The sequence below is a fragment of the Mycolicibacter sp. MU0102 genome (assembly GCF_963378105.1).
In the GTDB taxonomy this organism is placed as follows: domain Bacteria; phylum Actinomycetota; class Actinomycetes; order Mycobacteriales; family Mycobacteriaceae; genus Mycobacterium; species Mycobacterium holstebronense.
The window spans coordinates 4,528,726-4,554,623 of sequence record NZ_OY726398.1 but is presented as its reverse complement, the minus strand read 5'-3'; the positions used below and the strand labels follow the sequence as shown (position 1 = coordinate 4,554,623).

Annotated in this window: 11 protein-coding genes; 6 read left to right on the top strand and 5 right to left on the bottom strand. The window is 68.4% G+C overall.

From position 1 onward, the window contains the following. The first annotated feature begins 247 nt into the window (after positions 1–247). From culp6 to RCP37_RS21095, 6 genes are all read left to right on the top strand, one after another. Entirely contained in the window at positions 248–1,204 is a 957-nt protein-coding gene (culp6, locus tag RCP37_RS21120; RefSeq protein WP_308484872.1) for a carboxylesterase Culp6, read from the top strand. A gap of 409 nt (positions 1,205–1,613) precedes the next feature. Continuing rightward, on the top strand, positions 1,614–3,524 hold the full coding sequence (fadD32, locus tag RCP37_RS21115) for a long-chain-fatty-acid--AMP ligase FadD32 (protein ID WP_308484871.1): 1,911 nt from the start codon (positions 1,614–1,616) through the stop codon (positions 3,522–3,524). 6 nt (positions 3,525–3,530) lie between these two features. Further along, a complete protein-coding gene (gene pks13, locus RCP37_RS21110) occupies positions 3,531–8,873 on the top strand; it encodes a polyketide synthase Pks13 (protein ID WP_308484870.1) in 5,343 nt (1,780 codons plus the stop codon). Next, positions 8,870–10,423: an acyl-CoA carboxylase subunit beta gene (locus RCP37_RS21105; RefSeq protein WP_308484869.1), complete on the top strand. Its 1,554-nt coding sequence runs from the start codon at positions 8,870–8,872 to the stop codon at positions 10,421–10,423. Before pks13 ends, RCP37_RS21105 begins: the two co-directional genes overlap by 4 nt. Before the next feature lie 393 nt (positions 10,424–10,816). Beyond that, entirely contained in the window at positions 10,817–12,109 is a 1,293-nt protein-coding gene (locus tag RCP37_RS21100) for a PE-PPE domain-containing protein (RefSeq protein WP_308484868.1), read from the top strand. A 227-nt stretch (positions 12,110–12,336) separates the two neighbouring features. Continuing rightward, entirely contained in the window at positions 12,337–13,755 is a 1,419-nt protein-coding gene (locus tag RCP37_RS21095; RefSeq protein WP_308484867.1) for an MFS transporter, read from the top strand. Positions 13,756–13,763: 8 nt separating this feature from the next. Here the strand turns inward: RCP37_RS21095 and RCP37_RS21090 are convergent, their stop codons facing one another. The 5 genes from RCP37_RS21090 to RCP37_RS21070 all read right to left on the bottom strand — a co-directional run bounded on the left by RCP37_RS21090 (position 13,764) and on the right by RCP37_RS21070 (position 25,775). Then, positions 13,764–16,943 (bottom strand): arabinosyltransferase domain-containing protein, encoded by a 3,180-nt coding sequence (locus tag RCP37_RS21090; protein WP_308484866.1) that lies wholly within the window; start codon positions 16,941–16,943, stop codon positions 13,764–13,766. After that, complete coding sequence (locus tag RCP37_RS21085; RefSeq protein ID WP_308484865.1) at positions 16,940–20,206, bottom strand: arabinosyltransferase domain-containing protein; 3,267 nt, start codon at positions 20,204–20,206, stop codon at positions 16,940–16,942. The genes RCP37_RS21090 and RCP37_RS21085 overlap by 4 nt, the downstream gene beginning before the upstream one ends. A 79-nt stretch (positions 20,207–20,285) precedes the next feature. Next, positions 20,286–20,603 carry a hypothetical protein gene (locus RCP37_RS21080; protein ID WP_308484864.1) on the bottom strand — a complete coding sequence of 106 codons (318 nt, stop codon included), beginning with the start codon at positions 20,601–20,603 and terminating at the stop codon, positions 20,286–20,288. A gap of 115 nt (positions 20,604–20,718) precedes the next feature. Beyond that, a complete protein-coding gene (locus RCP37_RS21075; RefSeq protein WP_308487188.1) occupies positions 20,719–23,943 on the bottom strand; it encodes an arabinosyltransferase domain-containing protein in 3,225 nt (1,074 codons plus the stop codon). Further along, positions 23,940–25,775, bottom strand: coding sequence for a galactan 5-O-arabinofuranosyltransferase (locus RCP37_RS21070; protein ID WP_308487187.1), 1,836 nt, complete (start codon positions 25,773–25,775; stop codon positions 23,940–23,942). The genes RCP37_RS21075 and RCP37_RS21070 overlap by 4 nt, the downstream gene beginning before the upstream one ends. Positions 25,776–25,898: the final 123 nt, after the last annotated feature.

The following is a 25,898-nucleotide window of genomic DNA, read 5'->3' as shown; positions in this document are numbered from 1 at the left end:
GGATCGCGCTTGGGCCGAGCGATCCGCTAGCCGCTAGTTCCTCTGCGTTGGCTCTGCGTCCAGGGCGGGAAAGTTCGAGTGAGCGCCGCCCTGGACGCAGAGTCAGTGTGTGCCGTCGCCGATCTGTACCGTGAAAGGCGATATGGCCAAGAAGAAGACATCGAGAACCCCGCGCAAATCCGCGAAATCTCCTCGCAAGTCCCCAGCTAACCGGCGCCGCCTCCTCGCCTGGGTCGCTGCCGGCGCGATGGCGCTCGTGGTGGCGCTGGTGATCGTCGCGGTGGTGATCTGGATTCGGCGCCCGGCCACACCCCCGATCGCGGAGCAGCCGGGCGCGGGCGTCCCGTCGACCAGTTCGGTCCCGACGCGGACCAAGAAGCCGCGCCCGGCCTACCAGGACGCCAGCTGCCCGGACGTGCAGCTGGTGTCGGTGCCCGGTACCTGGGAGACCTCGCCGACGGACAACCCGCTCGACCCCACCCAGTTCCCGATCGCGCTTCTGCTCACCGTCACCCGCCCGATCGCCCAGCAGTTCGACGCCGCCCGGGTGCAGACCTACACGGTTCCCTACACCGCGCAGTTCCATAACCCGCTGTCAGCCGACAAGCAGATGAGCTACAACGACAGCCGCGCCGAAGGCACTCGCGCCACCATCAAGGCGCTGACCGAGATGAATGACCGGTGCCCGCTGACCAGCTACGTGCTGGTCGGCTTCTCGCAGGGCGCTGTGATCGCCGGCGACGTGGCCAGCAAGATCGGCAACGGGGAGGGGCCGGTCGACGAAGACCTGGTGCTGGGCGTCACGCTGATCGCCGACGGCCGCCGCCAGACCGGCGTGGGTGTAGACGTCCCGCCGTCTCCGCCCGGTCAGGGCGCCGAGGTGACCCTGCACGAGCTGCCGATCCTGTCCGGGATGGGGCTGACTATGACCGGCGCGCGCGAGGGCGGTTTCGGCGACCTCGATAAGCGCACCAACGAGATCTGCGCGGTCGGTGACTTGGTCTGCGCGGCCCCGCAGGAGGCGTTCAGCGTCGGCAAGCTGCCGGCGACGCTGTCAACGCTGGCCGGCGGTGCTGCTCAGCCGGTGCACGCGCTGTACGGCACCACCGACGTCTGGAGCCAGGACGGCCTGTCCGCAACCCAGTGGACGCTGAACTGGGCGCGTGAACTCATCGACAACGCGCCCCGTCCGCCGCACGGCTGACGCCCGGCGGTTCAGCGAGGCTCGACGAAGGAGAGGCGAAGCTGGGACTGCCGTATGGACCCCGCGGTTCAGCGAGGCTCGACGAAGGAGAGGCGAAGCTGGGACTGCCGTATGGACCCCGCGGTTCAGCGAGGCTCGACGAAGGAGAGGCGAAGCTGGGACCGCTTCGTGACCCGGAGACCGGCGTCACACGCGGTACCGTTTGATTTGGCATGGACCGCACCGACCTCTAACATTAAGAACAATTTAAGAGCGGCGGTCCGTGGCCGCAGAGCAGCAGCGCGTCGTCGGGAGCCGGCAACCCATTACCATCTGTGAGGTCCCGGGCCCGCGCGATGTAACGCAGCGGCGTGGCCAAGACGCGCCCGGCAGCTGACTGAGAACGTATGTTCGCGACAGGAGATTTTGCATGGCCCCGGCAACACAGGCCAGTTACCACAACCCGTTCGTCAAGGACGGCAAGATCCGGTTCCCGGACAACGCCAACTTGGTGCGGACCGTCGAGCGCTGGGCTGCGCTGCGCGGCGAGAAGATCGCGTACCGATTCCTGGACTTCTCCACCGAGCGTGACGGTATCGAGCGCGACCTCTCCTGGTCGGAGTTCGGCGCGCGGAACCGGGCGATCGGTGCCCGGCTGCAGCAGGTCACCAAGCCCGGTGACCGGGTGGCGATCCTGTGCGGGCAGAACCTGGACTACCTGGTGTCCTTCTTCGGCATCATGTACGCCGGTCGCATCGCTGTGCCGCTGTTCGACCCGGGTGAGCCGGGTCACGTGGGCCGGCTGCACGCGGTGCTCGACGACTGCACCCCGTCGGCGGTGCTGACCACCAGCGACTCCGCGGAAGGCGTCAACAAGTTCTTCCGCAGCCGCCCGGCCAACGCCCGACCGCGGGTCATCGCGGTCGACGCGCTGCCGCCGGAGGTGGGCTCGACCTGGGTGATGCCCGACACCGACCGGAGCGACGTCGCCTATCTGCAGTACACCTCCGGCTCCACCCGCACCCCGACCGGGGTGAAGATCAGCCACCTGAACCTGCCCACCAACGTCGTGCAGCTGCTGGACTCGCTCAAGGGCCGCGAGGGTGACCGGGGCGTCAGCTGGTTGCCGTTCTTCCACGACATGGGTCTGGTCACCATCCTGCTGTCGTCGGTGATGGGTCAGCAGTTCACCTTCATGAGCCCGGCCGCGTTTGTGCGCCGGCCAGGCCGATGGATCCGTGAGCTGGCCCGCAAGGAGGGGGAGACCGGCGAGGTCTACTCGGCGGCCCCCAACTTCGCCTTCGAGCATGCTGCGGCGCGCGGCCTGCCCAAGGAGGGCGAGCCGCCGCTGGACCTGAGCAACGTCAAGGCGATCCTCAACGGCAGTGAGCCGGTGTCTGCGGCGTCGCTGCGCAAGTTCAACGAGGCGTTCGCGCCGTACGGGTTCCGTGAGGAGGCCATCAAGCCGTCCTACGGCCTGGCCGAGGCCACGCTGTTCGTGTCCACGACCCCGATCGGCGAGAAGCCCAAGATCATCTACGTCGACCGCGAAGCGCTCAACAACGCCAACCGCCTGGTCGAGGTACCGGAGGATGCGCCGAACGCCGTCGCGCAGGCCTCAGCCGGACGGATCAGCGTCGACCAGTGGACGATCATCGTCGACTACGAGACCGGCGCCGAGTTGCCCGACGGCCAGATCGGCGAGATCTGGCTGCAGGGCAACAACATGGGCGGCGGCTACTGGAACCGTGAAGAAGAGACCGCCGACACGTTCCAGAACGTACTCAAGACGCGTAACAACCCGTCTCGGGCCGAGGGCTCCGACGAGAACGGCTTCTGGGTGCGCACCGGTGACTACGGCGCCTACTACCAGGACGACCTCTACATCACCGGCCGAGTCAAGGACCTGGTGATCGTGGACGGCCGCAACCACTACCCGCAGGACCTGGAGTACTCCGCGCAGGAGGCCAGCCGCGCGCTGCGCGCCGGCTACGTCGCGGCGTTCTCGGTGCCGGCCAACCAGCTGCCGCAGTCGGCCTTCGACAACCCGCACTCTGGGCTGAAGTTCGACCCCGAGGACAGCTCCGAGCAGTTGGTGATCGTCGCCGAGCGCGCACCGGGCGCCCACAAGCTGGATTACCAGCCGATCGCCGACGACATCCGGGCGGCGATCGCGGTGCGCCACGGCGTGACCGTGCGTGACGTGCTGCTGGTGTCCGCGGGCACCGTGCCGCGCACCTCCAGCGGCAAGATCGGTCGCCGCGCCTGCCGGGCCGCCTACCTCGATGGCAGCCTGCGCGGCGGCACCACCGGCCCGAACGCCTACCCCGACGAGGTCTAACCCCAGATGAGCGAGGCTCCGCAGATGACCGGCGACGGCGACGACGCAATCCTGCGCGGCACCAGCCGCACCGACCTGACCGTCGCCGACATGCGGGCCTGGCTGCGCAACTGGGTGGCCAATGCCACCTCCCAGTCGCCGGAGAAGATCAACGAGACCGCTCCGCTGATCGAACTGGGCCTGTCGTCGCGGGACGCGGTGGCGATGGCGTCGGACATCGAGGACTTCACCGGGGTCACGCTGTCGGCGACCGTGGCGTTCCGGCATCCGACGATCGAGGCGCTGGCCACCGTGATCGTCGAGGGCGAGCCGGTGCTGGAGGACGACGCGGCCGGCGAGGACTGGTCGCGCGACGCCGATGTCGCCGACATCGCCGTCGTCGGCCTGGCCACCCGATTCCCGGGCGACATGAACACCCCCGAGGACACCTGGGAAAAGCTGCTCGCGGGGTTCAATGCGATCACCGACCTGCCCGAGGGCCGCTGGTCGGAGTTCATGGAGGAGCCTCGGGTTGCCGAGCGGGTCAAGAAGGCTCGCACCCGCGGTGGCTACCTCTCCGACATCAAGGGCTTCGACGCGGAGTTCTTCGCGCTGTCGAAGATGGAGGCCGACAACGTCGACCCGCAGCAGCGGATGGCGCTGGAGTTGACCTGGGAGGCGCTCGAGCACGCCCGGATCCCGGCCTCGAGCCTGCGCGGCGAAGCGGTCGCGGTCTACATGGGCTCGACGAATGGCGACTATCAGAACCTGGCGCTGTCCGACCCGAGCATCACCCACCCGTATGCCATCACCGGCAACTCCAGCTCGATCATCGCCAACCGGGTCAGCTACTTCTACGACTTCCGCGGTCCGTCGGTCACTGTCGACACCGCATGTTCGTCGTCACTGGTCGCCGCGCACGCCGGTGTGCAGGCGCTGCGCAACGGCGAGGCCGACGTGGCGGTGGTCGGCGGCGTCAACGCGCTGGTCACCCCGCTGGTGACGGTCGGATTCGACGAGGTCGGCGGGGTGCTGTCGCCCGACGGCCGGATCAAGTCGTTCTCGTCCGATGCCGACGGCTACTCGCGTGCCGAGGGCGCCGGCGTGCTGATCCTCAAGCGAGTGGACGACGCGCGCCGTGACGGCGACCAGATCCTCGCGGTGATCGCCGGCTCCGCGGTCAACCACGACGGCCGATCCAACGGCCTGCTGGCGCCCAACCCGGACGCTCAGGCCGCGGTGCTGCGCAAGGCCTACAAGAACGCCGGTATCGACCCGCGCACCGTCGACTACATCGAGGCGCACGGCACCGGCACCATCCTGGGTGACCCGATCGAGGCCGAGGCGCTGGGTCGGGTGGTCGGCCGGGGCCGCGCCGCGGACAAGCCCGCCCTGCTGGGTGCGGTGAAATCCAATGTGGGACACCTGGAGTCGGCAGCCGGTGCGGCGAGCCTGGCCAAGGTCGTGCTCGCCTTGCAGCACGACAAGATCCCGCCGTCGATCAACTACGCCGGACCCAACCCGTACATCGACTTTGCCGGCACCCACCTGAAGGTCGCCGACACCGCCACCGACTGGCCGCGTTACGGCGGCTACGCGGTCGCCGGTGTCTCCGGCTTCGGGTTCGGTGGGGCCAACGCGCACCTGGTGGTGCGTGAGGTGTTGCCGCGCGACGTGATCGAGCGGGAGAAGGCGCCCGAAGAGACTGCTGCAGACCCGGTTTCCGACGAGGTCATCGAGCACGAGGCCCCGCGCTTCGACGAGTACGGCGAGTTCATTGCACCGGAGAATTCGCACGGCTACGGTGACGAGCCCGAGTACGAGCTGCCCGGCCTGACCGATGAGGCGTTGCGGCTGCGCGACGAGGCGCTGGCCGAGCTGGCGGCGCAAGAGCCGGTGCAGCCTCTCATCCCCCTGGCGATCTCGGCATTTCTGACCTCCCGCAAGAAGGTTGCCGCGGCCGAGCTGGCCGACTGGATTGACAGCGAAGAAGGCCGGGCCACCCCGCTGACCGCGATCGGCCGGTCACTTTCGCGGCGCAACCACGGCCGCTCGCGCGCCGTGGTGCTCGCCCACGACCACGACGAGGCCATCGCCGGCCTGCGCGCGGTCGCCGAGGGCAAGCAGAAGCCGAACGTCTACTCCGTCGACGGACCGGTCACCAACGGGCCGGTCTGGGTGATGGCCGGCTTCGGTGCCCAGCACCGCAAGATGGGCAAGAACCTCTACCTGCGCGACCCGATCTTCGCCGAGTGGATCGAGAAGGTCGACGCCCACGTCCAGGACGAGCGCGGCTACTCGGTGCTGGAGCTGATCCTCGACGACTCGCACGACTACGGCATCGAGACGTCCAACATCGCCATCTTCGCCATCCAGATCGCGCTCGGCGAGGTGCTCAAGCATCACGGAGCGCGTCCGACCGCCGTCATCGGCCAGTCACTGGGCGAGCCGGCATCGGCCTACTTCTCCGGTGGTCTGTCGCTGGCCGACGCCACCCGGGTGATCTGCTCACGCGCACACCTGATGGGTGAGGGCGAGGCGATGCTGTTCGGCGAGTACATCCGGTTCATGGCGCTCGTCGAGTACTCCGCCGAGGAACTCAAGACGGTGTTCGCCGACTTCCCCGGGCTGGAGGTGTGCGTCTACGCCGCCCCCAGCCAGACCGTGATCGGCGGTCCGCCCGAGCAGATCGACGAGATCGTCGCGCGCGCCGAATCCGAGGGCCGCTTCGCCCGCAAGCTGCAGACCAAGGGTGCCGGCCACACCTCGCAGATGGACCCGCTGCTGGGCGAATTCTCGGCGGAGCTGCAGGGCATCGAGCCGCAGACCCCGAACATCGGCATCTTCTCGACCGTGCACGAGGGCAGCTACGTCAAGCCCGGCGGCGAGCCGATCCACGATGTGGACTACTGGAAGAAGGGGATGCGACACAGCGTCTACTTCACCCATGGGGTCCGCAACGCCGTCGACAACGGCTACACCACCTTCCTTGAGCTGGCGCCGAACCCGGTCGCGCTCATGCAGGTTGGGCTGACGACGGCCAGCGCTGGGCTCCACGATGCCCAGTTGATCGCCACCTTGGCTCGCAAGACCGACGACGTCGACGCCATGACCATCGCGATGGCCCAGCTCTACGTCTACGGTCACGACCTCGACTTCCGCACGCTGTTCCCCCGTGAGGTCGAAGGCCCGATCAGCCCGGCGGAGTTCGCCAACATCCCGCCGACGCGGTTCAAGCGCAAGCCGTACTGGCTCGACGCCCGCTTCTCCGGCGACGCCACCGGTGTCATGCCCGGCTCGCACGTCGCGACCCCGGACGGCCGGCACGTCTTCGAATACGCCGGTCGCGGTGAGACGGACTTGGCCGCCCTGGTGAAAGCCGCTGCCGCAACAGTCATTCCGGACTCGACTCTGGTGGCTTCCGAACAGCGGGCGGTCCCCGGTGAGGGTTCGCGGCTGGTGACGACGCTGACCCGGCACCCCGGTGGCGCGGCCGTGCAGGTGCACGCGCGCATTGGGGAGTCGTTCACGCTGGTCTACGACGCGCTGGTGTCGCGTGGCGGCGCAGCCGGGGTGTTGCCGATCGCCGTCGGCGCGGGCACCGCGGTGGCCGAATCCACTACGACTTCGGTTGCGCCGGTTGAGGAACAGGTCGACGACGCCGCGATCCTGCACGACAACCTGACGGCCGGCGCCGGGCTGGCGGCCGGCTTCGCCAAGTGGTCGCCGGAATCCGGCGAAACCATCGCGGACCGGTTGGGCACGATCGTCGGCAGCGCCATGGGCTACGAGCCCGAGGACCTGCCGTGGGAGGTGCCGCTGATCGAGCTGGGCCTGGATTCGCTGATGGCCGTGCGGATCAAGAACCGGGTCGAATACGACTTCGACATGCCGCCGATCCAGCTGACCGCGGTCCGTGACGCGAACCTGTACAACGTCGCGGAGATGATCCGCTACGCCGTCGAGCACCGCGACGAGATCGAGGCGCTGCACGAGCACCAGAAGACCCAGACGGCTGACGAGATCGCCGCCGAGCAGGCCGCGATCATTGCGGCGGCCAAGGCGGCGGAGTCGGCGGAAACCGCGCCGGCTCCGTCAGCCGAACCGGAAATCCAAGCGGCGCCGCCTGCCTCGGACATCCCGATTCCGCCGCCGCCGACCAACCCGGCTGGCCCCGCGGTTCCGCCGCCGCCCACCGATCCTTCCGGCCCGGGTGCCAATTCGAGCGGGGTCAGCACCAAGACCGCCGCGGCCGCGGCCGCCAAGGTGCTCACCCAGGAGGCGGTGACCGAGGCGCTGGGCGCCGACGTGCCGCCGCGTGACGCCGCCGAGCGGGTCACGTTCGCCACTTGGGCAATCGTCACCGGGAAGTCGCCGGGCGGCATCTTCAACGAATTGCCCGCCGTCGACGACGACACGGTGGCCAAGATGGCCGAGCGGCTGTCGGAGCGTGCCGAGGGCATCATCACCGTCGACGACGTGAGGTCGGCGACCACCATCGAGGCCCTGGCGACCATCGTCCGCGACCAGCTGGAAGACGGCGTGGTGGACGGTTTCGTCCGGACGCTGCGCGCCAAGCCCGAAGGTTCGAACAAGGCTCCGCTGTTCGTGTTCCACCCGGCCGGTGGTTCGACCGTGGTCTACGAGCCGCTGATGAAGCGGTTGCCCGCTGACCTCCCGGTGTATGGCATCGAGCGGGTGGAAGGGTCCATCGAGGAGCGCGCTGCCGAGTACGTGCCCAGGCTGCTGGAGCTGCACGACGGGCCGTTCCTTTTGGCGGGGTGGTCGCTGGGCGGGGCGCTGGCCTACGCGTGTGCGATCGGGCTGAAGCAGGCCGGCGCCGACGTGCGTTACGTCGGGCTGCTCGACCTGGTGCTGCCCGGTGAGCCGATCGACCAGAGCAAGGAAGGCATGCGGGCGCGCTGGGACCGGTACGCACGGTTCGCCGAGCGCACCTTCAACGTCGAGGTTCCCGAGATCCCCTACGAGGAGCTGGAGAAGCTCGACGACGAGGGCCAGGTCCGTTTCGTGCTGGACGTCGTCGCGCAAAGCGGCGTGCAGATCCCGGGCGGCATCATCGAGCACCAGCGCACGTCGTACCTGGACAACCGGGCCCTGGACACCATCGAGATCCAGCCCTACGAGGGGCACGTCACGCTGTACATGGCCGACCGCTACCACGATGACGCCATCGTGTTCGAGCCCGCGTACGCGACCCGCAAGCCCGACGGCGGCTGGGGCGAATACATCTCCGACTTGGAGATTGTGCCGATCGGGGGCGAGCACGTTCAGGTGATTGACGAGCCGTACATTGCCAAGGTGGGTGCTCACATGAGTGAGGCGATCAACCGGATCCAGGGAGAGCAGTGAGTAACAAGACCACCGCCGAACTGCTGGCCGAGCTCCGCGAGAAGCTGGAGCTGGCAAAGGAACCCGCCGGTGAGGCGGCTATCGCCAAGCGGGCCAAGAAGGGCATTCCGAGCGCCCGCGAGCGCATCCACGCGCTACTGGACCCGGGCACGTTCCTGGAGATCGGCGCGCTGTGCAAGACCCCCGGTGACCCGAACGCGCTGTACGGCGACGGCGTGGTCACCGGCCACGGCCGGATCAACGGCCGGCCCGTCGGGGTGTTCAGCCACGACCAAACCGTGTTCCAAGGCTCGGTCGGCGAGATGTTCGGCCGCAAGGTGGCCAAGCTGATGGAGTGGGTGGCCATGGTCGGCTGCCCGATCATCGGCATCAATGACTCCGCGGGCGCGCGCATCCAGGACGCGGTGACGTCGCTGGCGTGGTACGCCGAGCTGGGCCGCCGCCACGAGATGCTGCGCGGCCTGGTGCCGGAGATCTCCATCATTTTGGGTAAATGCGCTGGGGGAGCGGTGTATTCGCCGGTCCAGACCGACCTGCTGGTGGCGGTGCGCGATCAGGGCTACATGTTCATCACCGGCCCCGACGTGATCAAGGACGTCACCGGTGAGGACGTGACCTTCGACGAGCTCGGCGGCGCCGACGCGCAGGCGCAGCGCGGCAACATTCACAAGGTGGTCGAGGACGAGGCGGCGGCGTTCCAGTACGTGCGCGATTACCTGTCGTTCCTGCCGGCCAACCACTTCGACGACGCACCGATCGTCAACCCGGGCCTCGAGCCGGAGATCACGCCGCACGACCTCGAGCTGGACTCGATCGTTCCGGACGCGGACAACACCGCCTACGACATGCACGAGATCCTGCTGCGGATTTTCGACGACGGCGACGTCTTCGAGATCTCCGACCAGCGCGGCCAGGCGATGATCACAGCGTTCGCCCGGGTCGACGGGCATCCGGTCGGGGTGATCGCCAACCAGCCGATGTACATGTCCGGGGCGGTGGACACCGAGGCCTCCGACAAGGCGGCCAGCTTCATCCGGTTCTGCGACTCCTTCAACCTGCCGCTGGTCTTCGTCGTGGACACTCCCGGCGCCATGCCCGGGGTGGCGGAGGAGAAGAACGGCATCATCAAGCGCGGCGGCCGGTTCTTCAACGCCATCGTCGAGGCCGACGTGCCGAAGGTGACCGTCATCATCCGCAAGGCCTACGGCGGCGGGTATGCGGTGATGGGCTCCAAGCAGCTGTCCGCTGACCTGAATTTTGCCTGGCCCACCGCCCGGATCGCGGTGATCGGCGCCGACGGCGCGGCTCAGCTGCTGGTGAAGCGCTTCCCGGATCCGACCGCGCCCGAGGTGCAGAAGATCAAGGCGGATTTCATCGCCGGCTACAACGAGAACATGGCGATCCCGTGGACTGCTGCCGAGCGGGGTTACATCGACGCGGTGATCCAGCCGCATGAGACCCGGCTGTTGCTGCGTAAGTCGCTGCGTCTGCTGCGGGACAAGCAGAACTTCCCCAAGGTCCAGCGCAAGCACGGCCTGCTGCCGATCTAGTTGTAACTCCCCGGGAGGCTGTCAACCGCACGCCCCCGGTGAACGGGGTGTCGGTGTGGCTAGCGGCCACCGGGTCGTGCTGTCGCTCAAAGGAATTCGCCAAGGCTCGCCGGGGCTGGCAGCGTGCACATGCTCACTCGTCCCCACCGAGCCCCTATGCGTTCACACGCTTCCCCGGGCAGTACATCTAGCTCGCGTCGCCGCTTAGTGCTGGCTCAGGGTCTGGCCGCATAAGGCGTTTTATGTTCTCAGGGTGCGTCCGGTTCTTCCTGGTCGATGCTGGTTTCCAGATTAGTGAACCTGAATTTGACATAACAGAGTGTGATTGAAATCATTCAGGTCCGGCAACGCCCCACTCATGTGCGGCCTCGAGAATCTGGCGAGGAATTTTCGATGTTTGATGCAGTCTCGGCACGGTCCAGTCGCTGCGAGTCCGGCCTGCGAGCTGCGCTTGCTGCCACCGTCATGGTTGCGGGTATCGCGGGTGCTCCCCAGGTTTCGTCGTGGACTTCGGGTCCCGAGCATGCCGCGGTAGCGCTGTCCGCCGCGGGGGGCGGCTCGCTCGCGAGCTCCGGGATCGCGCTCATTATGGGCCCGAGCATGCTCCCGACGCCGAGTGAGCATTACGCCGACACCGTGAATGCGCTGTTCCTGCAGCCCAACGGGTTCGGCGGAGACCTCGAGGTGCTGACCACTCCTCAGGAGGCGTACCTACTTGACGAGTCGATGGCCAGGGGTGCGGCGGATCTGACCGACCGGGTACTGGCCCTGATCGACGAAGGCAAGGTGGACGAGGACCACCCGGTGACGGTCTTCGGTTACTCGCAGAGCGCCGCCCTCACGACATTCACCATGCAACAGCTCCACGACGCCGGGGTGCCGAGTTCGGCCGTGCACTTCGTGTTGATCGGTGATTCGGCAAATCCCCTTGGTGGCTTGATGGTCGGATTCTCGGGTTACCCGGACGTCGTCGAGAACATGGCGGAAGACAACATCACGCTCGGTAACCCGACGCCGAATGATCTGTACCCCACCGACATCTACACCCTGGAGTACGACGGCTTCGCGAGCTTCCCGCAATATTTCCTGAATCCGCTGTCCAGCCTGAACGCCATCATGGGTATGGCGATCCAGCACATTGCGTACCTTGGCTTGACCCCCGACCAGATCGCGGACGCCGTCCTGCTGGAGTCCAGCCCGGACAGCATGATCAACTCCTACATGATTCCCAGCGAGTATCTTCCGCTGTTGTACCCGCTGCTGTTCGTTCCATTTACCGGAAAGCCAATCTATGACCTGCTGGAGCCGGTCACGCGCATCCTGGTGAACCTGGGTTACGGCAATATCGATCACGGGTGGAACGACGGCCCCGCGGACGTCCCGACGATGGCGTCAGAGGGTATGCCGGACCTCGATTGGAACGTGGTCGGCAACGCGCTGTTTGAAGCGACGATGAGCGGCGTGAACGCTTTCGTTTCTGACCTGTTCGACCCCGAGACATACGTGCAAGTGGACATGCTCGACAATCCCGCACTGGACGGGTTGCTCGCGGCTATGGCCGGCGTGGGCGTCGCTGCCGGCGACGACCCGACGGTGGACGACATGCTCAACGGTTTGACCAACATGATGTGGGAATCGCTGGTCGGCCAGTACCTGGATCCCGCTTACTGGGAGGCAGCGTCCTAGTCTCGGACGGATAAGTGTTGCGTAACGCTTCAGCAACACCAGTCACTTCTGTAGCAAACCAATTATCGTTTACCCCAGGCGATCCCATGATGGGCTGGCCGCCGAGGTTCCGATTGTGCGGGGCCGGAACGTGTTTCCGGCTGCCCGGATCGCCGTGCGAACCGTCGGAGGCCTGACGAGGGGGTCGACGTGTGTGCTGGCAGCATGTGCCCTAGTGGCGAGGCGCGATGAGTCTACTGCTGCCGGCCAGGCCGTCGGCGCCGGTTGCGCGGAAATCTCGGACCGTTCCAGATGGCCAGAAACGACTGCTGCGCAAGGCAATTGCGGCCTCGGCAATCGGCAACGCAACCGAATGGTATGACTACGGCGTCTATGCCGTGGTGGCGACCTATCTGACTGAGGCCTTCTTCCCGGACACTCTCGGCAACCTCGGGACCATGCTCGGCTTCGCCGTCTCTTTCTTGCTTCGGCCGCTGGGCGGCATGATCTGGGGCCCGATCGGAGACCGGTTCGGGCGCAAGTCTGTACTGGTTGCGACCATTGCGCTGATCGCAGTGGCGACGACGCTGATCGGTGTCTTGCCCACCTATGCCACTGCGGGATGGTGGGCGCCAGGGCTGTTGATCGCCCTGCGGGTGGTGCAGGGTTTCTCCACCGGTGGTGAATACGGCGGCGCCGCAACGTTCATGGCCGAAAGTGCTCCCGATGACAAACGCGGGACCTATGGCAGTTTCCTGGAGTTCGGTGCTGTTGGCGGCTTTGTCCTGGGCAGTGCCGTCGTGTTGGCACTGGAGGCGATGCTCAGCCACGAACAGATGGCCGCCTGGGGCTGGCGCATTCCGTTCCTGCTGGCCCTGCCGTTAGGCGTGCTGGGGTTGGTGCTGCGCAGCCGGATGCCCGAGACCCCGGTGTTCGCCGAATGCGTCGCCTGCGACGCGATCAAGGGATCGGCGTGGGACCGACTGGTCGACCTGCTGACCAACTACACCCGACCGATCCTGGTGACGTTCGCGCTGTTGGTCGCGCTCAACATCATCGACTACACCCTGGTGACCTACCAGCCGACCTATCTGCACGCCTCCGCCGGCCTCGACGAGCGCAGCAGGACGGCTGTGGTGCTGGTCGGGGAGTTGGCCATGATGGCCTGTATTCCGTTCGCCGGGGCGTGGTCGGACCGGATCGGTCGAAAGCCGCTGTGGCGTGGATCGCTGATCGGGTTCATCGTGTTGGCGTTGCCGATGTACTGGCTCATGGGTCAGGGATTCGCCTGCGCGCTGGTCGGATTCACCGTGCTCAGTGTGCTGTTCGCCGCGCCGCTGGCAACCGTGGCGGCGACCTTCCCGGCGATGTTCCCCACCCAGGTGCGCTACGCGGGCTTCGCGATTGCCGACAACGCGGCGGTCGCGGTCTTCGGCGGCACCGCACCGGTGCTGGCCGACTCGGTCATTGAACACACCGGTTGGCAGCTCTTTCCGGCGGCATATCTGGTGGCCGCCGCGGTGCTTGGCTTGGTCGCACTGCGGTTCCTGCCGGAGACCCTCGGGTGCTCCCTGCGCGGAACGGACATCCCCGGCGCGCAGGGCGAACTCGAGCGGGAGCTGGCAGCCGTCATCGCGAAGCAAGCCGATGAGGCCCCAGCGGCTTGAGAGCCCCTTTACGCCTTGATCCGGATCTGGCCGGGTGACCACCAGCCCGAACGCGTAGCGCTGCCCAGGTCCAACTCCGCGGGCGTGGCCGGCGTGATCACCTCGAACTGACGCAACGAGCCCCAGTCGCGGCCCCAGTCGTAGTTCAGGTAGGTGGCCATCACGTGGGCGCGCAGCAGCATGTCGGAGATGCCCAGCAGGCCGCCGTTGACCCCGTCTTGCCAGGTATCGGTGTCCTGCTTCTTGGCGTTGTAGTCCGGGGTGATCCGGTACTCGGGCACCTCGGTGACACCGTTGGCGTGCAGCATGGGGTGCTGGCACGGGAAGGCCAGGCCCACCGCCCAGTCCAGCAGCACCGGCTTGTCGGAGCCGATGTACTCCTGGATGGTCTTCACCTCGGGCAGCCGCGGCGGGGTGAACGCGATCCAGTCCCGCGGGTTCAGCGACTTGTCCACGGCCACAATGCGTACCGCGACGGCGTCGGCAGGGATCTGCGCCCGCGGGTAGCGCAAGTTGCGCCACATCCGCGGCCACTCGCCGAACAGGTCGTAGGGCACCAGCCGTCCGGCGGCCACCGGGGCGCCGTTGGGTCCGGGCACGCCGTACTCCAGCTGCACGTCCTGCCCGGTGGTGTAGCCCTTGAGCACGCTGTTGCCGGCGATGGTGCCCGCGGCGGTCACCGCCACCAGCGGGTGCCCGTCATCGGCCGGGGGCAGCGCGTACCAGGCCGACGTCAGCTTGGACTCCTGCTGACCGTCGGTGCTGTAGCTGCCCGCCAACGGAATCCGGGCCGGGTCCAGACCGTAAGGCAGTGGGACGGTCGACCCGTTGACTCCGGCCGTCTTCAGCTTCTTCGGGGCGTCCCAGTCGTAGTCGGTGCCGGGCTGGGTGATCGGCATCCGCAGCGCCTCGGCGACCACCTTCTCCGGTACCCCGCTGGCGGTGAAGCCCACCGGGTCCACCCCGCCCAGCGGGCCGAGATCGCCGTACTCACCGGGCAGCGGCGTCAGCGCGCCGTCATTGGGGTCCGGCTCCACGAGCACGTTGTCGGCCAACCCGCAGCCGCCGACGAACGCCCGCACGTTGGCCAGGCCGTTGGAGTAGGTCGGGTACTCACGAATGATCCCGGCCACCATCGAGGCGACGAACACGCACACCATGAAGCCGGCCGCCACCGGAATGGGCGCGGCGGTCAATGCGCGGGCCAACCGGCCCTCGCCGCGATCACGCGGCGCGAAGTGCAGCCAGGCCGCCCAACCGGCCGCGACGGCGAACATGGCGAACAGGATTGTGCTGACGGTGATACCGCCGATGCGCGGCATGTCGGCGTTGAACGGCACGCCATAGCTCGAGACGTACCACCAGCCGTTGGTGGTGGCGAAACACAACGCCAGGATGAACAGCACCGCTGCCGCGAACGCCATTCGGTTTCTCGACCAGCGCACCACTTGTCGCGATACCAGCACCGTGGTCAGCGCCGCCATCGCTCCGGCCACCGCGGCGAACAGCCCGAAGTGGTGCACCCATTTGGTGGGCGCGAACATCAGCGAGAACATCGTCGCCAGGATGACGCCCATCAGCCGCCACACCGGGCCGCTGGCGACACCGGGAACGCGCTTGCGCCGCAACATGATGAACATCGCGGTGAACAGGCACAGCGCGCAGATCAGGAAACCGAACCGCCGCGACAGCGAGCCGTCGACGGTCGGCAGGATCAGGTAGTAGTAGCGCAGGTTCTCGGTGTACCAGGCCTGGCTGGGGCCGATCGCGGTGCGAACCCGGGTGGCTTCCAGCACGGTGCGGATGGTCTGGTCGGAAAAGACGACGGTCAGGATCACCGCGCCGGCGGCCAGTAGCGGTGCCACCAGTGGCCAGGTGCCGTGAATCTGGTGGCGACGGACCAGGATCCGCAGCAGCGGCCGGCCACCGGCCAGCAGTGCGGCCACCGCGATCAGGCCGGTCGGTTGAATCCCCAGGGTGAAGGCCGCGCAGATGATCGCCAGCGCCGCCGGGGTCAGCCGGCTGGAGATGATCGCCCGCTCCACCAGCACCCAGGTGATCAGCGCACCGACCGCGATGATCCCCTCGGGACGCAGGCCGTTGTTGAACGGCATCCATGCCGCCAGCAGCACCAGGCCGGCCGCCCACAACGCGGGCTTGCTGGCAGCCACCGCCGGGCCGAACCGGGGCAGCACCTCGCGGCTCAGCAGCAGCCAGCACACCAGCCCGGCGACCAAGTCCGGCAGCCGGATCCAGATGCTGGCGTCGGACACGTGCGTCATCAGCGCCAGCAGGTTGTAGTACCAGCCGAACGGGTCTTCCGGACTGCCGAACCATCGGAAGTAGTTGCTCATGTAGCCGGCGTGGTCGGCGACTCGGGCCATCCCCAGGATGTAGCCGTCGTCGGAGGAGTTCGCGCCGATCACGTACCAGAGCAGGAACCCGAAGACCACCGCCACGTCGGCCAGTGAGAAGAACCGCCAGCGGCTCGGGATCAGCCGGTGCATCCGGTGGCCGTCGAGCCGGTCCAGGCGCCACAGCGCCAGCACCGCGATCACGGTGGCCAGGATCGCGGCGTAGATCGCGGCCCGCTTGAGCGCCGTGGGCTTGGTGGAGAACCGGGTGTCGATGTCGGCGGTCAGCGACAGCCCGGCCGGCGCGGGACCGGCCAGGTCGGTGAACACCCCGACGATCTGCGGGCGCAGGTTCGGGTCGCCCCAGCCGTAGCGCTGGGTGATCCCGCCGATGGTGGCGAAGGTTCCGGCGTGCGACGAGGTGACCTCGATGTCGGTACACCCGGGGCCTTCCACCTTGGCCCGCGGCGCGGTGGCCAGCACCACGTTGCGGTCGGTGACGTCCACCCGCTTCTCGGTGACGGTGATGAACAGCCCGTTGAGCGCGGCGTCCTTGCCCTTGGCCGGCGCGGTCGCCAGCAGCGTGCCGCCCGCGGCGGGCAACTGGCGCACCAGCGCGCACGGCGCCTTCACCGTCATCGAGATCGGGGTCTGCGAGATCAGCGGTGCCGTCACACTGCTCAGCTCGCCGTGCTGTGGCCAGTTCAGCGTGGCGGTGGTCTGCACCACCGGCAGCAGTGGGGTGGCCACCGACAGCAGGAAGCCCACGAGGCCGGCGACGACGGCCACCCAGCGGGTCAGTTTCAGGTCACGGTCGGTCACAGGCGGGGTCATGGCAGTGCTCGAATCGGTCCGGGCCGGCTCCAGCCGGTAACAGTGACGGTGCCCTGCTCGATGACGGCGTCGGGCGCGTCCTTCGCGGGGATCAGACGGTGATAGGCCTCCACCGCACCCCAGTCGCGATACCAGTCATTGCGCAGGTAGGTCGGGAGGGTGGTCGTCCACAGCATGGCCTGGGTGATCATGAACGGCCCGCCGTCCTCGGCGGACTGCCACAGGTTGGACGACGCCGCGGTCTGCTTGTGATCGGGCATGATCCGGTACTCCGGCAGCTCGGCGATGCCCAGGTGTTCGGCGAACGGCCGCTGGCACGGGAAGTTCGCCGCGACGGCAATGTCCATCAGCACCGGGGTCTGCGAGCCCATCAACTCAGTGATGGTCTTGACCACCGGCACCCGCGGCGGGGTGAAGGCGATCCACTGCTCGGTCGACAGGTTCGGGTCGTTGGCGACGATGCGCACCACGTCGGTGCCCGGCGGCGCCCAGGCCAGCGGGAAACGCAGGTTGCGCCAGGAGTTCTGCGGCCCGATGTCGATCGGTTCGGTCTGCCCGAGCGCCTTGAACGTGCCGTCGGGGTTGCTGGTGCCCCACTCCAGGTTCAGCGGCTGGCCGTAGTCGAGCTTGCCGTCCTCGCCGTGTGACCAGATGGCGCCGGCAGCGGTGACCACGACAATCGGTGCCCGGTCTGGCGACTGTTCCGGTAGTCGGTACCAGACCGAGGTGGCGTGCGCGGCGACCTGCTCTTTGTAGGAGCCGAGCACCGGGGTGACGGCCGGGTCCAGGCCGAACGGCAGCGCCACCCGGGAGCCGTTCACGCCGTCGGGGGCGTCGTCGGGGATCTTGCCGCCGGCGGTGCCCGCCGCGTCACTCTGGTTGGCGCTGGGCTTGTTCGGGGAGGCATCCGCGTTGGGCACACCAGGCTTGGCGATGACGGCCAGCGAGGTCAGGTCTTCGTCCACGGCGTTGGGGTCGAAGCCGTACGGGTCCGAACCACCCAGCGGGCCGAGCTCGCCGTAGGTCTGGCCGCTGACGGGCTGCAGCAGGCCGGCATTGACGTCGGGTTCGGCCAGCACGTCGTCGGCCATGGCGCAGCCGGCCGATGGCCGCGAGATCGCGGAAAGGACAGCTTCGGCGTTGGCCTTGGCGGTGGTGTAGGCCGGGTAGCGTCCCGCGGCGGCCTTGGCCATGGAGCCGACCATCAGCAGCACCATCAGGCTGGCGACGATCAGCAGCGGGGTGGAGGCCAGGATCCGGTTGCGCCGGTTGGGCGTCACCTCGGTGTGTCCGGTGTAGTCCAGCCGGAAGTGCTGCCAGCCGGCCAGCAGGCCGGTGGCGATCGAGGCCGCCAGGAACATCGAGGTCACCGGGCGGCTGGCGATCACCGGCGGGATGTCGAACCACGGAACTCCGTAGCCGCCGACGTAGAACCAGCCGTTGACCCCGGAGGTCGCCACGGCAACCAGGAACAGCAGCGCGGTCACATACAGGGTCATATTGCGTCGGCTGTGCAGCCCGACGCGGGCGAAGGTGAACGCGGTGAGCGCCGCCAGCGCCCCGGCCAGCCCGGCGAACCCGCCGAACTGCACCGCCCACTTGGTCGGGGTGAACGTCAACAGCAGCAGACCCACCGCGGTGGAACCGATCAGCCGCCAGGCCGGGCCACTGGCCACCCCGTTGATCCGGCCGCGCCGCAGCAGCACCACCAACATGGCGAACATGCAGAACAGCAGGACCAGCACGGCGAACCGGCGGGTCAGCGAGGCGTCGACGTTTTCTTCGACGGTCAGGAAGTAGTACCGCAGGAACTCCTGGTACCAGGCGATGGTCGGACCGACCACGTACTTGATGCGGGCCGATTCGGCGACCGCGGCCAGGGACTGAGATCGGCAGACCACCACGGCGATCACCGAGGCGGCCGCGGCCAGCACGGCCAGCGGCGCGACCAGACCGTCGGTGGCCCGGCGCTTGCGGATCACCGCCCCGATGGCCCGGGAGCCGGTCAGCAGCGGGGCCAGCGCGATCAGTCCATGCGGAGCCAACGTGACGGTGAAGATCGCCACCAGGACCGCCAGCGCGGTGGGCACCAGCCGGCGGGTGGCAATGGTGCGTTCCACCAGCACCCAGACCACCAGCGTGCCCAGCGCGATCAGCGGCTCGGGGCGCAGGCCGTTGTTGAACGGCAGCCAGGCCGCCGCGAACATCGCCGCGGCGGTGAACACCGCCACCCGGTTGCCGGAGAGCCGGCCCAGCCGCGGCAGGATGCGGCGGCTGATGATCAGCCAGCAGGCGATGCCGGCCAGCGTGGCGGGCAGGCGCATCCACACCCCGGCGGTGCTGATCGCGCTCAATTGGCCCAGCAGCGAGGGGTACCAGTCGAACGGGGCCTCGGTTGTGCCGAAGAACCGGTAGTAGTTGGCCACATAGCCGGCGTGCGCGACGTTGCGCGCCATGGTGAGGTTGTAGCCGTCATCGGATGAGATGGCGCCGATGACGTGCCACAGTGCGAGCGTGCCGATGACGCCCACGTCGGCGAGTCGGGTCACCGCATGGACCTTGGATCTGGCGCGCCGACGCCGCGGTCCGTCCAGCACCGCCAGGGCGACGATCGATGCCAGCACCGCCAGCACGCCGAGCGCCATCACGGCGGTCTTGAGCAGGGTGGGTCCGCTGATGAACCGGGTGTCGACGTCGATGCGGGCGTTCAGGCCCGGTTGCGGGCCGATCTCCAACTCGGTGAAGACGCCGCCGATCTGCGGCTTGTTCTCCGGTGGCAAGGTGCCGGCCGCGCCGGGGATGCCCACGAAATCCGCGCCGACGCCGCCGGCCCCGGCCCACAAGTGCAGTTCGCTGCAGTCGGCGAGCTTGCTCCGCGGGGCGGCCGCGGCCACGTGGTCGCGGTAGGCGGCGAACACGCTCGCCTTGTTGGCCCGCACGAACAGGCCGTGCGCGGTGGCGTCGACGCCACCGGCCGGCACGGTCGACAGCACCAGCCCGCCCTTTTCGGGGAGGGTGGCCATCGCCGAGCAGGGGATGGTGATGTCCAGGCTGCGAGGTGCACCGGATACCAGCGGAGCGGTGACGTCGCTGACGTGGCCGTTGGCGTCGAGCCCCTGGGGCCAGGCGATGGTGGCGGTGGTCTGTTTGACCGGGAGCAGCGGGGTGATGCCGCACAGCAGCACGCCGGTGAGGCCGGCCACCACCGCGATCAGCCGGGCGATCCGATAGCGCTGCTTGGGCTGGTCGTTGGTGGAGGACACGAGCCTCGATGTTAGGCGACCGCGTTGGCGCCGCGGCGGACCATAGGGAGAGTTGCCCAGCTTTGAGCGACAACCCACGTTATGTCGGGTTGTGGACGGGTTCCTGCTGCGCCGCCTCGGCCCGCAACGCCATCACCCGCTGATGAATCCGATACTCGGTACTGCGCGGCATCGATGCGGGCCCGTAGCGGCCCCGGCCGCGCCGGAACACCCGGCCGCGCCCGCGTTCCCAGCGCAGGGCATCCGAGATCGCCTTCGACGGCCGTCCTTGGACGCCGAAGCCCCGGGAGTCCAGCTCCGCGGCCAGTTCGCCGACGCTGCACGTCCCGTGATGCAGCAGGTAGTGGGTCAGTACGTAACGCAGCTCGATGCCGCGCAATGATCTCCGATTCGTCATGTGGCGAACCCTGGCACCGCGTTCCGACACGGCGGCGATTGTCGCTCAAAGGCGGGCAACTGCCACATGCCTCGGTTCCGGTGACGGGTGAGGTGAGTGAGACGTGCGAGCGAGATCAGTGCCGCAGTGGCGCCGGGCTCCACAGCCCGGAGCGCACGGCGGTGCCCAGATCCAGGTGCGCAGGTGTGGCCGCGGGGTAGTACGGCGTCAACTGCTGCAGGGCACCCCAGTCGCGGAACCAGTCGTGGTTCAGATAGCTGGGCACCGTGGTCGCGCGCACCAACAACTCGGTGATCCCCAAGGGGCCGCCACCGTTGTTGTCCATCACCGGAGAGTTCGCCTCGGCGCCGAAACGATCTGGCAGGATCCGCCACTTCGGCACCTCGGTCACCCCGTTGCGGTGACCGAACGGACGCTGGCAGGGGAACGCCAGGCCGACCAGCCAGTCCAGCAGTACCGGGTCTTCGGAGCCCACCACTTCCTGCAGGGTGCGCAGCTGCGGGACGCGCGGCGGGGTCACCGCGATCCAGTGCTGCGGGGCCAGGTCGTCGTCGCGGACCACCAACCGGATGCGGGTGGCCTCGGCCGGGATCGCCGACATGGGCGCGCGCAGGTTGCGCCAGGCCGGGACCGCGCCGATGTCACCGAACTCGACCGTCCCGCCGGGCTTGTCGTTCGCGGCGCCGGACTCGGTGGCCCACTGCGCGGTGACCTCGCCGCGGTCGAACCGGCCCGCCGCCGCCACCACCAGCAGCGGTCCGGCGCTGGCCCGGTCGGCGGGCAACCGGTACCAGGCCGAGCGCAGCAGCGCCGGGACCTGAATGCCGGCGCGCCAGCTGCCCAGCACCGGCACCCGGGCCGGGTCCAGCTTGTAGGGCAGTCGGGCCCGTGAACCGTTGACCCCCTCGGCGGCGGTGGTGCCACCCTCGGTACCGGCCTCACCGCCGGCGGTCTGTGCGTCGTCGTCGGCCAGCCGGCCCAGGCCGGGCGGGCCGATCACCTGGTCGGCCGAGACGTCGGCGGGGATTCCGTTGGGGGTGAACCCGACCGAGAACGTCGCGCCGAGGGCCTCGTCGATCGGGGAGTCGACCGGGGTGAGTATTCCGGCGGTGGGGTCCTGTTCGACCAGCACGTCGTCGGCCAGGCCACAAGTCTTGCCGGTGAGGGCGCCCAGGTTGGAGCGGCCCACCGTCCAGGCCGGATATTGGCCGAGCATCGAGGCCGTCAGCGACACCACCTCGAACACGATCAGCATCCAGGAGGCGATCGCCAGCGGGTAGCCCGACAGCGCCGCCCAGCGCGGTGTCCGCTCGGCGCCATTGGTGAAGTGGAACCAGGCCGCCACCAGGGCCGCCAACACCGTCAGCGCCACGCCCATGGTGGCGAACGCCAGATGCCACTTGGGGAAGGCGTTGGACCACGGCACCCCGAAGTTGGAGACGTACCACCAGCCGTTGACGCTGGCGAACGACAGCGCGGTGATGAACAGCACCACCGCGGTGAACAGCGTCCGATTGCGCCGCGAGTGCATGGCCGCGGCGCTCACCGCGACGGCGGCCAGCGCACCCAGGGACCCGGCCAGCCCGGCGAACACCCCGAAGTGATGCGTCCACTTGGTGGGGGTGAACATCATCGCGATGAACGAGATGATGGTGATCCCGATGATGCGTCGGCTCGGTCCGGCCGCGGTGCCGGGAATGCGGCCCTTGCGCAACGCCATCGCCACCGATACCGCCAGCGCGACACCCAGCGCCAGCACCGGGAACCGGCGCGCCACCGAGCCGTCGGGGGTGGCCAGGAACAGCCGCTCGTAGCGGACGTGCTCCTCGAACCAGGCCAGGCTGGGCCCGACTGCGGACTTCAGCGTGCTGGCCTCGATCTCGCCGGCCAGCGTCTGGTCGCGGAAGATCACGATCGCGGTGATGCTGACCGCCGCGGCAATGGGCGCCAGCAGCGGCGCCAGCCCGAACTGCTTGGAGCGCCGGTGCAAGATGGTGCGCAGCGGCCCGATCGCCACCAGCAGCGCACCGATCGACGCGATCCCGGTCGGTCCGGAGAACAGCGTCATCGCGCCGATGATGCAGGCGATCGCCAGCGGCAGCAGCCGGCTGGTGGCCACCGCCCGTTCCACCGAGCACCAGGTCGCCAAGATGCCCAGCGCAATGATCGGCTCGGGGCGCAGGCCGTTGTTGAGCGGCAGCCAGAACGCCAGGAACATGCCGGCCGCGGTCCAGGCCGCAGCCCGGCTGTGTTTGACGGCGTGGCCCAGTCGGGGGATCACCTCGCGGCTGATCAGCCACCAGCAGGCCAGCGCCATGCCGAGGGTGGGCAGCCGCATCCAGATGCTGGTGGTGGAGACCTGCGACCACACCGCCAGCAGGTCGTAGTACCAGCCGAACGGCGCTTCGGGGGTGCCGAACCAGCGGTAGAAGTTGGCCATGTAACCGGCGTGCTCGGAGATCCGCGCCATGGTCAGGATGTAGCCGTCATCGGAGGTGTTGGCTCCGACGAAGTGCCACCAGACCAGCACGAACGTGACCAGCGCATCCAGCGGCGAGGCCGACCACCAGCGGGCCGGCAGGAAGCGCCGGTGCCGGGTGCCGTCGGCGGTGTCCAGGACGTGCAGGGCGATCAGCGCGACGAGCGTCAGCGTCAGCCCGAGGATCATCGCGGCCAGCTTGAGCGGGGTGGGTGCGCTGGAGAAGCGGGTGTCGACGGTGGCGGTGAAGTCCAGGCCGGCAGGCGCCGGGCCGGTCAGGTCGGTGTAGACGCCGACGATCTGCGGCCGGAAGTCATAGCCGCTGCGGGTCCCGGTCAGTGGCGAGCCGGGCTTTTCGGCGTTGGGTCCGTACTTGAGGCCGACGAACTCGGCGGTGACCCGGTCGGCGTGCGCGGTGAAGGTCAGCTTCTGGCAGTCCGGGCCGAGCACCGCCGAGAGCGGCGCCACCACCACCGGCACGTTGCGGACCACCAGAACCAAGTCGTCGTTGACGAGTTCGATGAGCAGTCCGCGGTCGACGGCCTTGGGTGCCTGCTTGGGCACCGTGGACAGCAGCACCGACTTGGTCGGGGTGAGGCCGGCCGCGGCCTGGCACGGCACGCTGATGTCCAGGTCGGTGGCGACGTAGCCGATCAGCGGTGCCTGCACGCTGGCCAGGGCACCGTTCTGCGGCCAGTTGAGCTCGGCGGTGGTCTGTTTGACCGGTAACAACGGGGTGAGGATCGCCAATAGGGTGCCCAGTACGCCGGCGACGACGGCGACGGCCCGAGCGATCCGGTAGTCGGCGCGCGTATCGGTCACGGACCAGATGGTATCGGTGTCCTCGACGGCGTCCGTCAGGTGCGGATGGCAAGCACGAACGGGCCGATCTTCTGCACCTGGAAATGCGGCCCGGCGAACAGTGCCGCATCGAGCTCCACGGCGTAGCGCCGCACGTTGGGATGGTTGGGGTAAACGTCCTTGGCCAGCCGCAGCGTGTAGGTGTCGCCGGCGCCGGGCCGCATCAGAAACACCGTCGGCGCCGGCCACGCCAAGTCGTCGAGCGCGCGGGTGAACTGCTCAGACGTCTCGAGCTTGGACCAGGCCTCGATCGCGGCGGCGCGCGCGGAGAACTGTGCCAGCGGGTTGGCGTAGTGCGGCGTCAGCCCCTGGAAGCCCCAATAGGGGTAATAGGACAGGAAGCTGTAGTCGGCGGTGAGCACCACTGTCTGGTTGCGCGGCTTGCCGGTGGCTTGCGTGATCGCGGCGTCAACCGCCTCGTAGTACTTCGCCGCGCCCGGCGGGCGTCGGTCGCCGCGGTCGCCGTGGCCGTCGGTGTCGGTGTAGGCGACGGTGATGTCGGGCCGCAGCACCTCGGGAATGTCCTGGCTGAACGCGATCGCCCCGGCCAGCCCCACCGCGGTCGCGACCGGATAGACGATGGTGTGCCAGCCCTGCGCGGCCCGGCCGAGTGCCTGGGCGCCCTCGATGAAGCCGAATACTCCGGCCGTGGCCAGCAGCACCGTCAGCGTCGACTGGAGCCGGAAGCTCAGCAGCGTGGTGAGGGCCAGCGTGGACAGCATCGACAGCAACGACCACAGGTAGACGCCGACGACGCCGATCGCCAGCGCCCCTGCCCGGGTTGACTTGGTGGCCCGCGTCACCAGCCACAGCGTGCCCAGCAGGCACAGCGCCCCGAGCAGCGTGAACTGCAGCATCGGGAAGCTCAGCTCGGCGCCGTCGCCGGGCAGGTAGTGGAAGGCGCTGCGGGTCTCGCCGGCCGGATGGTAGAGCGCCTGGCGCAGGTAGGGCGTCCAGGTGATCGAGGCGATGGCCGCGGCGATCACCCCGATCACCGCCAACCGGGCCAGCGGGCTCAGCGCGGCGTTGACGCCGGCCCGTTTGATCGCCCGCGCCGCCGCCAGCACCACGGCCATCAGGGTCACGGTGAATGCGGTGTAGGCCACCAGCAGGGTGTAGAAGGTGGCGGCAAAACCCAGGAAGATACCGGCGCCGATGACCGCGCCCCAGCCGCGGCCGGACGCCCGCAGGCCCGACCAGGCCAGGATCAGCACCGGGGGCAGCAGCACGGTGATCATCGCCGCGTAGGGCTCCGGGGAGCTGTAGGCCAGCGTCACCGCCGCCCCGGCGAGGGTGGCCAGCAGCGCGTACTCGAAGCGGATCAGCTTGTTCCACAGCACCAGCGCGACCGCGACGGCCACCGTGATCGAGGTGATCGCCCACGGCTTGTACATCTCCCAGGCCGGCAACCCGGTCCAGGCCGCGGCCCGCCCGCCGAGCCAGAACCAGCCCGGCGGGTAGAACGGCGGCAGCCCGAGATAGGTCATGTCGGCCAACGCGGGACTGTCGGTCAGCCGGGTCAGGTATTCGGTGCGGAACTGCTGGTCCACCGAGATCCCGAACAGGTAGAGCTTGGTGGCGCCCAGCGGCATCGCCAGCGTCACCACCGAGAACGCCGAGACGAACACCACCGCGGCGATCCAGCCCACGGCGCGCCGGCCTCGCCGCCACAGCCACCCGGCGGCGGCCAACCCGGCCAGGCAGCAGACCTGCCCGACGGTGGTCAGCGCATGCAGTTGGTTCGACGACGGATACGCGGGCCACTGCACCCGGGCGATCGCCATCAGCGCGACCACCGCGACGACGACGGCCAGCGCGGCGGCCAGCATCATCTGGGCCACCGTGTTCAGCGCATTACGCACGGTCACCACCAGTCCCAACTGTCACCAGGAAACAGATATATGTCGATTGCCCGGCTTGGAGCGACAACCGTTGTCGCTCGAAGGTGGGCAACG

Coding starts and splice junctions, on each gene's coding strand:
- fadD32 (WP_308484871.1), top strand. CDS start 1,614: ATGGCCCCGGCAACACAGGCCAGTTACCACAACCCGTTCGTCAAGGAC.
- RCP37_RS21070 (WP_308487187.1), bottom strand. CDS start 25,775: ATGATGCTGGCCGCCGCGCTGGCCGTCGTCGTCGCGGTGGTCGCGCTG.
- pks13 (WP_308484870.1), top strand. CDS start 3,531: ATGAGCGAGGCTCCGCAGATGACCGGCGACGGCGACGACGCAATCCTG.
- RCP37_RS21095 (WP_308484867.1), top strand. CDS start 12,337: ATGAGTCTACTGCTGCCGGCCAGGCCGTCGGCGCCGGTTGCGCGGAAA.
- RCP37_RS21100 (WP_308484868.1), top strand. CDS start 10,817: ATGTTTGATGCAGTCTCGGCACGGTCCAGTCGCTGCGAGTCCGGCCTG.
- RCP37_RS21090 (WP_308484866.1), bottom strand. CDS start 16,943: ATGACCCCGCCTGTGACCGACCGTGACCTGAAACTGACCCGCTGGGTG.
- culp6 (WP_308484872.1), top strand. CDS start 248: ATGGCGCTCGTGGTGGCGCTGGTGATCGTCGCGGTGGTGATCTGGATT.
- RCP37_RS21080 (WP_308484864.1), bottom strand. CDS start 20,603: ATGACGAATCGGAGATCATTGCGCGGCATCGAGCTGCGTTACGTACTG.